Raw genomic sequence first — 12854 nt, forward strand, 5'->3', positions numbered from 1 at the left:
ACACAAAATAAATGTTATCTGTTCATGGAAAGCTGATGCTTTTCCAGACCGGACCTGAGCCATTTTTCATAGGTCTCCACATCCACATACTGGACGGCATCATTCAGGATTTCCAAATCTGGGGAAAGCAGCACATAATACGGTTGCGAAGCCGCATTGAAATTGATGGTCTGGAACGTGCCCCATTTTTGCCCTACGGTCTCTATGGACTTTATTCGACCACTATCATACTGAAAATCAAATTTTTCTGCATCCGGGAGTTCCTTTCTGTCATCCACATAAAGGGATATGAGAATATACTCCTCTTTCAATATGGGATAAACACTGGCATCACTCCAAACATTTTCTTCCATTTTTCTGCAGTTCACGCAGGCCCAACCTGTAAAATCGAGCAAAATGGGCTTGTTCACCTCTTTGGCATAGGCAACACCTTCCTCAAAATCCTTAAAGCAATCCAGTCCCAATGGGCAATCGCTCTCGGTTTCTACCACACTGTAAAAACTGGGGGGAGGAAATCCACTCAACAGTTTCAAAGGGGTCACGTTGAATATCCCCAGCACCAAATACACCGAGAATGCCAATCCTGCAATCCCAAAAAACTTTCGGGTCGCGGAAAGCTTTTGTTTGGGCCCGTCATGCGGAAAACGTAGCAACCCAAAAAGATAGAGGGTCATCAACACAAAAAGTACAATCCAAATCCCCAAGAAAATTTCACGCTTGAAGATGCCCCAATTGCCCACCAAATCCGCATTGGACAGGAATTTGAAGGCCAAGGCGAGTTCCAAGAAACCCAACACCACTTTTACGGTGGTCATCCATCCGCCGGATCTGGGGAGGGAATTCAACCAAGCGGGGAATAGGGCAAAGAGTGCAAAGGGCAATGCCAACGCCAGGCCAAAGCCTACCATCCCAATGGTAAGGTTGGTGGCCACATCGCCTTCGGCCAAGGTAGTACTTCCTAAAAGTCCGCCCAAAATGGGGCCCGTACAGGAAAAGGAAACAATGGCCAAAGTCAAGGCCATAAAAAATATGCCCAAGCCGCCTCCTACTTTGGATGAGGCAGAATCCATCTTATTGGCCCATGAACTGGGCAAGGTAAGTTCGTAATAGCCGAAGAACGAAAAAGCAAAGACCACAAAAATGACAAAAAATGCCACGTTAAGCCAGATATTGGTGGCTATGGTGTTCAGTATTTGGGAATCCACCGAATTGAACAGGTGAAAGGGCAAACTCAACAAGAAATAGATCAAGACAATGAAAAAGCCATAGAGTATGGCATTGGCCACTCCTTTGGACTTTTGTTGCGATTGCTTGGTGAAAAATGACACCGTCAATGGGATCATGGGAAAAACGCAGGGTGTGAGCAAGGCGATAAGCCCACCTAAAAAGCCGAGACCGAAAATCACCCATAGGTTGGATTTTCCTTCGGAACTCCCAAGACCGCCTTGGTTCAACAATGCTTTGTTCTTTAAATCCAAACGCAGGGATTTTCCAAGGGCAATACTGCGCCCGTCCAGTTCCTTTTGCACATCGGCAAATGCATTGCCATCCAGGGATATCTGGAAGTATTCATCTTTGGGGATACAGACCTCCTTGCAGATTTGGTAAAAGAGATTTACGGTGATTTGCCGTACTTCTGAATTGAGCAGTTTGATTTTTTGGGTGAAGATGGCCTCTTCCTTAAAAAAAGTCTCCTCTACTTCAAAAATATCGCTGTATTCCTTGATAGTCTCACTCTCTGCAGTCTTGCCTATCAATTCATAGTCCTCTCCTACTTTCTCAAAGGTAAATTCACTGGGAAGTGACCCTCCTTCGGCCGTGTATTGGGAATACACATGCCACCCGTCCATGATGACACCCTTAAAGACCAGTTCGTACTCCGTGTCCGACAGTTTGTTCACTTCATGGCTCCAAAGAGCAGGGTTGGCATCCGTTTGCGCAGAACTATGCAGGTTGGCAAACAAAAATCCGAATACAAGCAAAAAATACTTCATGAAACCAGTGTGATCTTTAAAATTTCCTTGGTCGAATCCTCAACCTTAAATCGTTCGTCCGCCCTTCGTCCCACTACCCAAACAATAATGTCATCTGAACACAACAACCATTGCTTTTCCTTGGAAATGACATCCACTTTTTCATCCTTGAAGAACTTGGACAGCTTTTTCTTCCCTTTCATTCCGTAGGGATAAAAATAGTCGCCTTTTTCCCAATTCCTTAACTGTAACGGGAAGTTTAACTTTTCCTTATCCAAATAGATGACATTTCTACCCGTATTTTCAACAGCTTTAACGTTTTGCAACCTAAGGTTGATGGGGTGTTCCAGTTCCTTGACATTATCTAAAATCCAAAATACTTCCTCCGGTCCGGTTTCGATTGGCGATAAAATCAAATGGGTACGGTCCTTTACCAGTCTATGGGTTTTGGACAGCACCTCCTTGCCGCTCATGGCGTGCAACAAGCCTTCCACATCATTCCATTCCGTAAAGCCATACGCTTGGAAGAGTTCGTATAGATACCCAGCTGTGGGTTTCAGTTCTTGCAGCTTTTCCACGCTTATTCTGATGGTATCTCCATCACTTTCAAACAGTCTTGCCCTGATTTCCTCCATGTGATGACGCACCAAGGATTGGGTTTGCTCCAAATGGGCTTGGGTTCGCATGAAGTTTTTCAAAAAGGTAGGATGCAGTGCTTTAAGTTGGGGCACAATATCCAATCGGATTTTATTGCGAAGGTATTTGCTCTCCGAGTTGCTACTATCTTCCCGCCATTGCAGATTATTGTCTTTCGCATAGGACAAAATTTCCTGTCTTGAGAAATTCAATAGTGGCCGAATTACTTTTTCATTCTGGACAGGAATCCCTGAAAGTCCCTCAATACCCGTTCCACGGGACAGATTGATCAAGAAAGTCTCTAAATCGTCATCGGCATGATGGGCCGTCATGATATAATCAAACTTCTCAGAGCCCAAAAGCTCATTGAACCATTGGTAGCGCAACTCCCTTGCCGCCATTTGAATGGAGCCTCTATGCGCTTCCGCATATTTCTCCGTGTCAAAGGATTTGACCATCACTTCAATACCCAATTCATAGGAAAGATTCCGAACAAAAGCCTCATCCCCATCGCTTTCATCCCCTCTTAATTGAAAGTTGCAATGGGCCAAGGTCACCTTTAAGTCCGCTGCAACGCATAAATGGGCCAATACCACACTGTCCACTCCCCCGCTACAGGCCACCAAAAGGGATTTTTCCTTTAGGAAAGGAAGATTGGTGCCCATATGTTCCGAAAATGGTTTCAGCATACCACAAAAATAGCAATAAAGATCAGTCGGTTTCCAAAACGTTGCGCATGGCCTTGGCCTTCAGCAAGCACTCCTGATATTCCTTTTCAGGATCCGACTTTGCTGTAATGGCACTTCCTACCGAATAGGACACATATTTGTTCGCTGCATTGTACAGAATACTTCTGATCACCACGTTAAAATCGAAATCCCCATTTGGACCAAAATAGCCTACAGCCCCACTATACAGACCTCTTTTCGTCTCTTCCAGCTCTTCGATGATCTTCATGGCCGAAATCTTTGGGGCGCCTGTCATACTACCCATGGGAAAGGTCTCTTCAATAAGCTCTACTGGGTTTTTGTCTTTTGGAACGGCAGCGATCACCGTGGAAATCATCTGGTGCACTTGTTTGTAAGGGTATACCTTGCAAAGTTCCTGAACCACCACACTTCCCTTCAATGCACTTTTGGACAGGTCATTGCGGACCAAATCGGTAATCATGATGTTCTCGGCGCGCTCCTTTTCATCTTGGGAAAGCTGTTGCTTCAACCTTTCATCTTCCGCTTTGTTTTGACTTCTTGGGGCTGTCCCTTTAATGGGCTGTGAAATCACCGTTTGCCCCACCTTTTTTAAATAGCGTTCCGGAGAGGCACAGAGCAGATATTTTTCATCCCATCGCATAAAGCAGGCAAAAGGAGGTTGGGAAATGGCATTTAGTCGCCTGTAGGTTTGCAAAGGATCGATCGTGCTGTCTTCGGCATAAAACTCCTGACAGAAATTGGCTTCGTAAATATCCCCGCGATGGATATGCTCCAAAAAACGGTTGGCTTTTTCAAAGTAAGCATCCTTATGGATGCGCATTTTTATTCGGATGGGAGTGGATGGAATTCTCTCCTGTTGCCACATTCCCCTATTTGACAAAAGTTGTCCATAATCACTTTCAATATCCTCTGCACAATGTTCCAAGTACAAAAAAGTCAATTCTTTCCCATTGAGGAGTACTATTTTTTCGGGCTGAAAAAAGTGCACGTTGCCAAACTCCAATCCATCATAATTTTGGGAATGTAGGCCCTCCAGTTCATTCTTAAGATCGTATGAAACATATCCGAACAGCCAATCCTGTATTTCCTCCATGGAACTTTTCAGTCCATCCAGTGAATCAACGACCTTGGACTTACCGGTCTTTGCCGATAGAGCTAGAACCGCATCATAGGAATGGTATTCACTACGATGTCCATTATCGTCCAACCAAACAACCTTTTCATAATTGCCCGACCAGTCCAACAAAGCTTCTTTGATCAAGGAGGGATCGGTGATGGTATAGGTTCGCCGCTTTCGCAAGGGATGTCTATTGAAGTGTTTGTAGAAAAGTGTCCAAAGCCTTTTGATGCTTTTCCTTTAACTCATTCTCTATAATATTCCCATCCTTAAAATTCTCATGGAACGATGGCAAGGAAAAGGTAGATACAATCTCGGCACCAAATCTGGGCAACATATTTTCAATCACACCCAAAGAGCCAATGCCCCCTCGTTTACCTCCCGAGGCGGACATGAGAAAGACCTTTGTTCCGTCCAAAAACTTACGGTCAATACGGGAGAGCCAATCCAGTACGTTCTTAAAATAGGCTGAAGGATTTCCATTGTGCTCGTTCACCGAAAGAATCAAGCCCTGCACTTTTTGGATTTCATCCTTCAAGTCCACCAAGGCATCGGGATATCCGTCTTGTTTTTCAAGATCCTCGCTGAACATGGGAAATGGGTGTTGGGCCATATTGAGCTCCTGAATATCATGATCTTGCACCAATGAGGTGGTATACTGAACCAATTTAAAATTGATGGAAGTTGAAGAATTGCTCCCGGCGAGTGCCAAAATTTCAGCCATTACAAGAAATGTTTGATTGTTTCGCTAAAATACCCCAATTGGGGAACAGATGCGAGTATTTTGTATAATTTTGCCCCGGAAAGCATCCAAACCCACTGCTAAACAAGTATATAGGGTAGCCAAGAGCAAATGAACGCACAGACCAACAGATTATATTTTATTGATGCCATGCGGGCGTGGGCCATCCTTATGATGCTCCAAGGGCATTTCATTGATGGGCTAATGGACCCCATTTATAGGGATACTGGAAACGCTGCGTTCAACATCTGGCTATATTTTAGAGGTATAACCGCTCCGGTCTTCTTTACGGTTTCCGGATTTATTTTCACCTATTTATTGATTCGGGTGCCTCAAAAAGGGTTTGAAAACCCAAGGGTAGCCAAGGGTGTTCGTCGCGGATTGCAGCTTTTGCTAATTGGCTATTTACTCCGTTTGAACCTTTTTGGGCTCTTCAAGGGACAAGTGTACAACACTTTCTATCTGGTGGATGTATTGCACTGCATCGGACTTTCCATTCTTGTTTTGATAGGGATTTATCTCATCACAAGTAAGCGAAAACCATATCTTTTCCCAACACTTCTCTTGGGTATTACTTTGGTGTTGTTCCTCTTTGAACCGGTTTACAAACAGTGGTCATTTTCCTTTTTGCCCAATGCCTTGGCCAACTATTTCACCAAGGCCAATGGGTCCGTATTTACGATAATCCCTTGGTTAGGCTATGCAACTTTAGGTGGGTTCATTTCAGTACTCTTCACCCGTTTCAAGGATTTTAAACACTTGTACTCGGTGGGAATTCCTTTGGCTGCAGCAGTGGGATATGTGTTGATCTATCATTCATCCAGTGCCTTTGCATCCTTGCATGGATTTACCGGATGGGAGTTTTTTGGATTGATTCCTTTGAACAACTATCTGTTCATACGGCTTGGGAATGTCTTTATCGTTTTTGCCGTGTTCATGTTCTTACGGAGATTCTTGACCAACCGTACCATTTTGAACATAGGTGCCAGTACATTATCCATCTATGTCATCCACTTTATTATTCTCTATGGTAGTTTTACCGGATTGGGGCTATATCGCTTCTTTAACCACTCCCTTACTCCCCAGACAGTGATTCCCGGAGCCATTCTTTTTATGGTGGTCTGCACCTATCTGGCCTTGAAATACAACCAACATGAAGCGGAGATAAAATCGCAGATTGCTTGGGCTTTGGCTTCCATGAAACGTCAAGCCATTGAGGTAAAGGAAGCTTCAATTCCCATGTTAAGGGAACTTTCCATCCGTGTGCGCTTGGTATTGCGCAGGTTTCTACGTACCGTTAGGGGCTAAAAAAAGCCCAAAACGTCAACGATTTTACTCGATAAACCCTTTGGGCAAATTTCCTTACAGCCTTTGGCTGATGGTATCCTTTAAACGTGTATGGCCCTATCGGCAGTAGCGGCCAAAGCAGCTTCCTTAACGGCTTCTGCAAACGTTGGGTGGGCATGGCTCATACGGGCAATGTCTTCTGCAGATGCCCTGAATTCCATGGCAGTGACCCCTTCCGCAATCAAATCCGCGCTTCGAGCACCGATCATGTGTACTCCAAGGACCTCGTCGGTCTTTTTATCGGCCAAAATCTTTACAAATCCATCAATGTCCATACTGGCACGGGCACGACCCAAGGCACGCATGGGAAATTGACCCACTTTATATTCCACCCCAGCTTCCTTGAGCTGCTCTTCGGTTTTACCCACCGCGGCAACTTCGGGCCACGTGTATACTACTCCTGGAATCAGGTTATAATCGATATGTGGTTTTTGGCCGGCCAACAATTCCGCCACCAAAGTTCCCTCTTCCTCTGCCTTGTGGGCCAACATAGCACCACGGATGACATCACCAATGGCATAAATATTGGATACATTGGTCTGAAGGTGATCGTTCACCTCTACCCTACCGCGATCATCCAATTTTACTCCGGCGGCTTCAACATTCAATCCATCCGTGTAAGGTCTTCTTCCCACACAGACCAAACAGTAGTCTCCCGTAAAGGTGACTTCCTCTCCTTTTTTGTTGTCGGCCTTTACAATGACCTCGTCGCCTTTTCGCTCCACCGATTTTACTTTGTGGGATAGGTTGAAGCCTACTTTTTGCTTCTTCATCACCTTCATCAACTCTTTGGAAAGTGCCCCATCCATTCCGGGAATAATGCGGTCCATGAATTCCACTACAGTCACTTCGGCACCAAGACGTTTGTACACTTGTCCCAATTCCAAACCAATGACCCCGCCTCCGATAACGATCATGTGCTTGGGCACCTCTTTGAGTTTCAACGCCTCTGTTGACGTGATAACTCGCTCTTTATCAATTTTGATGAAAGGCAATGAGGAGGGCTTGGAACCCGTAGCTATAATGGTATGCTTTGCTTCGATGGTCTCTTTTTCGCCATCGGCTTTATCTATGTTGATGTGGGTGGCATCCTTGAAGCTTCCAAAACCTTGGTATACATCAATCTTGTTCTTGTCCATCAAGAATTGGATTCCCTTGGTGGTCTGGTCCACAACACCCTGCTTACGGGCTATCATCTGCTCTAGGTTCACCTTTATCTCTCCAGGAATATCAATCCCGTGCTCTTCAAAATGCTTTACGGCATCTTCATAATGATGCGAGGAATCCAAAAGGGCTTTGGATGGGATACAACCTACATTTAGGCAAGTTCCCCCCAAGGTGGCGTATTTTTCAATTATTGCAGTTTTCATTCCCAATTGGGCACAACGGATTGCCGCTACATAGCCTCCAGGTCCAGAGCCAATAATGGCCACATCATATTGATTCATAGTAAATGCTTAGAGATAATTATTCGTTCGATTATCAGCTACAAAAATAACAATGTTTCTCCGATAGACCATGCATTTTTCCTTAACATATCCGAGTAAAAAAGTTGGTTGTGGCTCTAGCCGAAGAACTACACTGGGGCCAAGGGAAACTTAACAGCACCGTAGCATCCCAACCAAAGTCCACCCAAAAGAGAGAGGTGTACGCCGGACTCAAACCACATAGGTCCACCCCACTGTCCACAAAGTGCCACCATGGATAATTTTCCAACAATAAAGAGGGAGATGAAAAAATGGGGCCAAAAATTATCCCGTACCACAATCAATGAAGAAATGAAACCTGTGAGCACGGCCGAGGTGAACATAGCCAATGTACCCAGTGTCAAATCCATTGTAGAGGAAGAGCAAAAGCTCATGCCTTCAAACAAAATATCTTGGGAAAGTGTGGTGTACAGGACCAAACACAGCCCTCCAATGACCGTGGCCAACACGGTGAGAAACAATCGGGTACGGGTTTTCATGACGGAAAAAGAAGTCTTTTGATGGTTGTTCGTTTTTTGATACGCCAAAAATTACACATCCCCCTTTATCCGATGGGCTTTTTTAACATCGATTTAGGTTAAAGTTTGCTAAATGTGGACCGCAGGGCTGTTTTTCACCTCGTTGATAACGAACGAACTCTGCGTATTTCCAATATTGTTGATAGTGGTGAGTTTCGTCAACATGAATTCGCGATAGCTCTTCATATCCTCCACATGGATCTTTAAAATGTAGTCATAGTCGCCTCCTACATGGAAGCATTCGGACACCTCTTCCAGTTTAAGGATTTCCCGTTCAAATTTCAATACATTTTCCTTGGTGTGCTGAACCAATCGTATCTGACAGAGTACCATAAAGTCGCGCCGTACTTTCTCCTTATCCACCAAGGCCACATATTGGGTGATTACCCCATTGCGCTCCAATCGTCGTATACGCTCGTACACCGCCGTTTTGGAAAGTTGTAAACTATCCGCGTATTGTTTTGTGGTCTTTTTACAGTCTTCCTGAAGCAGGTGTACCAGCTTTATATCCGTTGTGTCGAGTTCCATCCTGATGAATTTTCTGTTTCTGATTGAATATCACATTAAAAATAGAACATAAATCTTTATTGTAAATAATAAGCCAATTTAAAATCTATATAACGACATAATGCTTGACTTAATGTCTTTACTTATATACTTTTCACCTAAAATTATCACACAATGGACTATAAAGCATCAGAACATATCCAAGACTTGCAATATTTTGGTGAATTTGGCGGGGTGAACCCTTCCATATCGGACTCTTCCACCTATACCTTTCTTTCCGCAAAGACCATGTTCGACACCTTTGAGGGCAATACCGAAGGTTGCTATCTGTACAGCAGACACTCCTCCCCTTCCAATCTATATTTGGGCGAAGCTATGGCCCAGCTGGAAGGCACGGAATCGGCCAATGTGTTTGCCAGTGGAATGGGCGCCATCAGTGCTGTGGTTTTTCAGCTTTGCGATACAAACGACCATATAGTCTGCAGTAGGACCATCTACGGAGGCACCTATGCCTTTTTGAAAAACTTTGTGAAGAAGTTCAATATTTCCACATCCTTTATAGATATCACCGACTTGGACATCGTGGAGCAGTCCATCACCCCAAAGACCAAGATGATCTATTGCGAAGCCATCAGCAATCCCCTTTTGGAAGTAGCGGACATTGCGGCCCTTTCCAAATTGGCCAAAAAGCATGGTATTCCCTTGGTGGTGGACAATACCTTCTCTCCCTTGAACATCAACGCGGCCCAATTGGGTGCGGACATTGTCATCCACAGTCTTACCAAGTTCATCAATGGCAGCAGTGATTGCGTCGCTGGCGCCGTTTGTGCTTCAAGCGATTTCTGCCTAAGCCTAAAAGATGTGAACAATGGAGCGGGAATGCTCATGGGAAGCACGTTGGACAGCCTCCGAGCGGCATCCATCCTCAAAAATATGCGTACACTGCACATCCGCATCAAAAAGCACAGTGAAAATGCCCTCTACTTGGCGCAACAATTTGAAAAAGATGGTTTAAAAGTGGTATATCCAGGATTGGAAAGTCACCCAGGCCACAACGTAATGAAATCCCAAATGAATCCCGAATACGGTTTCGGCGGCTTGCTTACCTTGGATGTAGGCTCTGTAGACCAAGCCAATGCCCTTATGGAACTCATGCAAACCCAGAAATTGGGGTATTTGGCGGTAAGCCTCGGTTTTTACAAGACCCTCTTCAGCGCATCGGGCACTTCCACCTCTTCGGAGATTCCCATGGAAGAACAAGAAGCGCTAGGGTTGTCGCAAGGGCTGATCCGCTTTTCCATAGGATTGGACAACAATATCCACCAGACTTATTTGGCCATGAGAGCTTGTATGGAAAAAATGGGGATTCTGTCCCCATCCACATCCACAATTGATTAAACGATAAAAAAGCCGTTTGGAGAACAAGGTTCAAAATCGTAATATTACCTCTTAACAAACTCAGACCACATGCCAAAAAAAGAGGAAGCCCCTAAGTACAGACAGGATGAGCATATTGTTGAAAATAAGGAGCTGACCATTGGGGAAGCCTTGATTCCTGTTTTTGCACTGGTGGCCATGCTGGCCTACAATGTCTACGTTTTTGGTGATGATGCCCTGAGTGGATCCAACCAGTTCATCCTTCTTATGGGAGGAGCCATGGCGGCCATCGTGGGCTTTTTCAATAAGGTATCCTACAAACAGATGATTGCCGAAGTGGCCGAGAATGTGCGTTCCACTACTGGAGCGCTGCTCATTTTATTAATGGTAGGCGCCCTATCGGGAACCTGGTTGGTCAGCGGTATTATTCCTGCGATGATCTATTACGGCCTCCAAATATTGAATCCCACTATATTTTTGGCGGCATGCGTTATTATTTGCGCCATCATTTCCATTGCCACGGGAAGTAGTTGGACCACGGCCGCAACGGTGGGTATTGCCTTGGTGGGCATTGGGGAAGCCTTGGGCATTTCTTTGGGTATGACGGCAGGCGCAGTGCTTTCTGGAGCCTATTTTGGGGATAAGATGTCCCCTTTGAGCGACACTACCAACTTGGCCCCTGCCATGGCGGGCGGCGAATTGTTCTCCCATATTCGGTACATGGCACTGACCACTGTACCCACCATTGCCGTAACCTTATTGGTGTTCATTATTATGGGCTTTACCATTGAAACCGAAGGGGTGGCCGATACAGGCGCCATCCTTGAAACCATTGGAGACACCTTTAACATCAATGGTTGGTTGTTCTTGGTACCCGTTGCCGTGATTTTTATGATCGTAAAAAAAGCGCCTCCCTTATTGGCTCTGTTGATAGGGACTTTGTTGGGAGCTGCCGTTGCGTTGATTTTTCAGCCGGATATTGTCACTACCATTGGAGGAAGCGAAAGTCTCACTTTTGAGTCGGGATATAAAGGAATTTTAAACGCCATCACCGTGGACACCTCAATTGCCACGGATGACCCCGCACTGAACGACCTGTTCTCCTCGGGAGGAATGGCAGGCATGTTGGACACCATTTGGCTGATTGTCTGTGCCATGGTCTTTGGCGGTATCATGGATGGTATAGGTGCCTTGGAGCGCATTACCGAATCCTTGTTAAAAATGGCCAAGACCACATTCGGACTTTTTGCCAGTACCGTGGGCAGTTGTTTGGCGCTCAATGTAACCGCATCGGACCAATATCTGGCCATTGTGGTCCCCGGAAAGATGTTTTCCAAAGCATACCGGGAACGTGGTCTGGCCCCGGAAAACTTGAGTAGGTCCCTTGAAGATTCAGGAACCGTAACTTCCGTATTGGTGCCTTGGAACACCTGTGGCGCCTACCACAGCGGAGTATTGGGCGTAGGGGTTATGGAATATGGGATTTATGCCGTCTTCAATTGGTTGAGTCCGTTCATGACCTTGTTGTTCGCAGCCTTCAAAATCAAGATTAAAATGTTGACCGAAAAGGCCCCTGCTTAAAAAATCAAGAGTACACTTTTACCACAGGTTGATTTCTTTGCCGAATTGTGATTTTCCACCTATTGCAATTGTCGGCTTTTCAAAAATCCATCGCTTTTTTTACACCATAAGTCTAGGCTATCCTTCCATAGGAAATACTGATTTTTTCCTTTGGGAAAGGCATTTCCCTGCGCTAATTTTGCAGTATAACCTTTATAAAAAAACACAAGAATGACATTAGTCGGAAGAAAATTTCCAAACATCGAAGTAAATGCCATTGATGAATTGGGCGACACTTTCAAAATCAACATTTTAGAAAAAGCCAAGGCCGAAAACAAGAAAATTTTACTTTTCTGGTACCCTAAGGATTTCACCTTTGTTTGCCCTACGGAGCTACACGCTTTTCAACAACATTTGGCCGAATTTGAAAAAAGGAACACTTTGGTGATTGGCGCATCTTGCGATACTGCAGAAGTACACTTTGCTTGGTTGAACACTGCAAAGGACAATGGTGGGATTGAAGGGGTAACCTACCCTATCGTTGCCGATAGCAACAGAAACTTGGCCAAGGCTTTGGGCATTTTGGACATCACAAATGAAGATTACAATGAGGAGACCGACTCTGTTCTTGTGGAAGGTGACAATGTAACCTACAGGGCCACCTATCTGATCGATGAAGAAGGTACGGTGTTCCATGAAGGCATTAACCACATGCCCCTTGGTAGAAACGTGAAGGAATTCATCCGTTTGGTGGATGCATTTGCCCACGTACAGGAAAAAGGAGAGGTATGTCCTGCCAACTGGGAAGAAGGTAAGGAAGCTATGAACGCCAACCGCGACGGGGTAGCGGAATATTTGGCCAATCACGTAAACTAAGGAA

11 protein-coding genes are annotated in these 12854 nt (G+C 45.1%); 4 read left to right on the forward strand and 7 right to left on the reverse strand.

Annotated features, from left to right (window positions below):
• Positions 1-14: 14 nt before the first annotated feature.
• Genes F8C76_RS05025 through F8C76_RS05040 form a run of 4 tightly spaced genes read right to left on the reverse strand, consistent with a single transcriptional unit; the run spans position 15 to position 5160 of the window.
• A complete protein-coding gene (locus F8C76_RS05025) occupies positions 15-1994 on the reverse strand; it encodes a protein-disulfide reductase DsbD family protein (RefSeq protein ID WP_152130723.1) in 1980 nt (659 codons plus the stop codon).
• Positions 1991-3298, reverse strand: coding sequence for a tRNA lysidine(34) synthetase TilS (tilS, locus tag F8C76_RS05030; protein WP_152130724.1), 1308 nt, complete (start codon positions 3296-3298; stop codon positions 1991-1993). The genes F8C76_RS05025 and tilS overlap by 4 nt, the downstream gene beginning before the upstream one ends.
• A 22-nt stretch (positions 3299-3320) precedes the next feature.
• A complete protein-coding gene (locus F8C76_RS05035) occupies positions 3321-4619 on the reverse strand; it encodes an anthranilate synthase component I family protein (protein ID WP_152130725.1) in 1299 nt (432 codons plus the stop codon).
• 7 nt (positions 4620-4626) lie between these two features.
• Positions 4627-5160: an NADPH-dependent FMN reductase gene (locus F8C76_RS05040; protein WP_152130726.1), complete on the reverse strand. Its 534-nt coding sequence runs from the start codon at positions 5158-5160 to the stop codon at positions 4627-4629.
• A 129-nt stretch (positions 5161-5289) separates the two neighbouring features.
• Here F8C76_RS05040 and F8C76_RS05045 point away from each other — a divergent pair, with 129 nt between their 5' ends.
• Positions 5290-6486, forward strand: coding sequence for an acyltransferase family protein (locus tag F8C76_RS05045; protein WP_152130727.1), 1197 nt, complete (start codon positions 5290-5292; stop codon positions 6484-6486).
• 80 nt (positions 6487-6566) lie between these two features.
• On the opposite strand, the gene lpdA is transcribed toward F8C76_RS05045, so the two are convergent.
• The 3 genes from lpdA to F8C76_RS05060 form a co-directional block, all read right to left on the reverse strand.
• Positions 6567-7973, reverse strand: coding sequence for a dihydrolipoyl dehydrogenase (gene lpdA, locus F8C76_RS05050; protein ID WP_152130728.1), 1407 nt, complete (start codon positions 7971-7973; stop codon positions 6567-6569).
• A 128-nt stretch (positions 7974-8101) separates the two neighbouring features.
• Positions 8102-8491: a hypothetical protein gene (locus F8C76_RS05055; RefSeq protein ID WP_152130729.1), complete on the reverse strand. Its 390-nt coding sequence runs from the start codon at positions 8489-8491 to the stop codon at positions 8102-8104.
• Between the two features lie 108 nt (positions 8492-8599).
• The gene (locus F8C76_RS05060; RefSeq protein ID WP_129652542.1) at positions 8600-9058 is read right to left on the reverse strand and encodes an Lrp/AsnC family transcriptional regulator; all 459 of its coding nucleotides are present in this window, start codon (positions 9056-9058) and stop codon (positions 8600-8602) included.
• Between the two features lie 153 nt (positions 9059-9211).
• Between F8C76_RS05060 and F8C76_RS05065 the strand changes: the two genes are divergently transcribed.
• The 3 genes from F8C76_RS05065 (at position 9212) to F8C76_RS05075 (ending at position 12850) form a co-directional block, all read left to right on the forward strand.
• The gene (locus tag F8C76_RS05065; protein WP_152130730.1) at positions 9212-10435 is read left to right on the forward strand and encodes an aminotransferase class I/II-fold pyridoxal phosphate-dependent enzyme; all 1224 of its coding nucleotides are present in this window, start codon (positions 9212-9214) and stop codon (positions 10433-10435) included.
• A gap of 69 nt (positions 10436-10504) precedes the next feature.
• Entirely contained in the window at positions 10505-11995 is a 1491-nt protein-coding gene (gene nhaC / locus F8C76_RS05070) for a Na+/H+ antiporter NhaC (RefSeq protein WP_152130731.1), read from the forward strand.
• Positions 11996-12205: 210 nt separating this feature from the next.
• Positions 12206-12850: a peroxiredoxin gene (locus tag F8C76_RS05075; protein ID WP_152130732.1), complete on the forward strand. Its 645-nt coding sequence runs from the start codon at positions 12206-12208 to the stop codon at positions 12848-12850.
• Positions 12851-12854: the final 4 nt, after the last annotated feature.

It is taken from the genome of Flagellimonas olearia (assembly GCF_009184425.1).
Lineage (GTDB): Bacteria > Bacteroidota > Bacteroidia > Flavobacteriales > Flavobacteriaceae > Flagellimonas > Flagellimonas olearia.

Excerpts from the sequence above, each read along its gene's own strand:
- F8C76_RS05025 (WP_152130723.1), bottom strand. The coding sequence starts at position 1,994 with ATGAAGTATTTTTTGCTTGTATTCGGATTTTTGTTTGCCAACCTGCAT.
- tilS (WP_152130724.1), bottom strand. The coding sequence starts at position 3,298 with ATGCTGAAACCATTTTCGGAACATATGGGCACCAATCTTCCTTTCCTA.
- F8C76_RS05040 (WP_152130726.1), bottom strand. The coding sequence starts at position 5,160 with ATGGCTGAAATTTTGGCACTCGCCGGGAGCAATTCTTCAACTTCCATC.
- F8C76_RS05045 (WP_152130727.1), top strand. The coding sequence starts at position 5,290 with ATGAACGCACAGACCAACAGATTATATTTTATTGATGCCATGCGGGCG.
- lpdA (WP_152130728.1), bottom strand. The coding sequence starts at position 7,973 with ATGAATCAATATGATGTGGCCATTATTGGCTCTGGACCTGGAGGCTAT.
- F8C76_RS05055 (WP_152130729.1), bottom strand. The coding sequence starts at position 8,491 with ATGAAAACCCGTACCCGATTGTTTCTCACCGTGTTGGCCACGGTCATT.
- F8C76_RS05060 (WP_129652542.1), bottom strand. The coding sequence starts at position 9,058 with ATGGAACTCGACACAACGGATATAAAGCTGGTACACCTGCTTCAGGAA.
- F8C76_RS05065 (WP_152130730.1), top strand. The coding sequence starts at position 9,212 with ATGGACTATAAAGCATCAGAACATATCCAAGACTTGCAATATTTTGGT.
- nhaC (WP_152130731.1), top strand. The coding sequence starts at position 10,505 with ATGCCAAAAAAAGAGGAAGCCCCTAAGTACAGACAGGATGAGCATATT.
- F8C76_RS05075 (WP_152130732.1), top strand. The coding sequence starts at position 12,206 with ATGACATTAGTCGGAAGAAAATTTCCAAACATCGAAGTAAATGCCATT.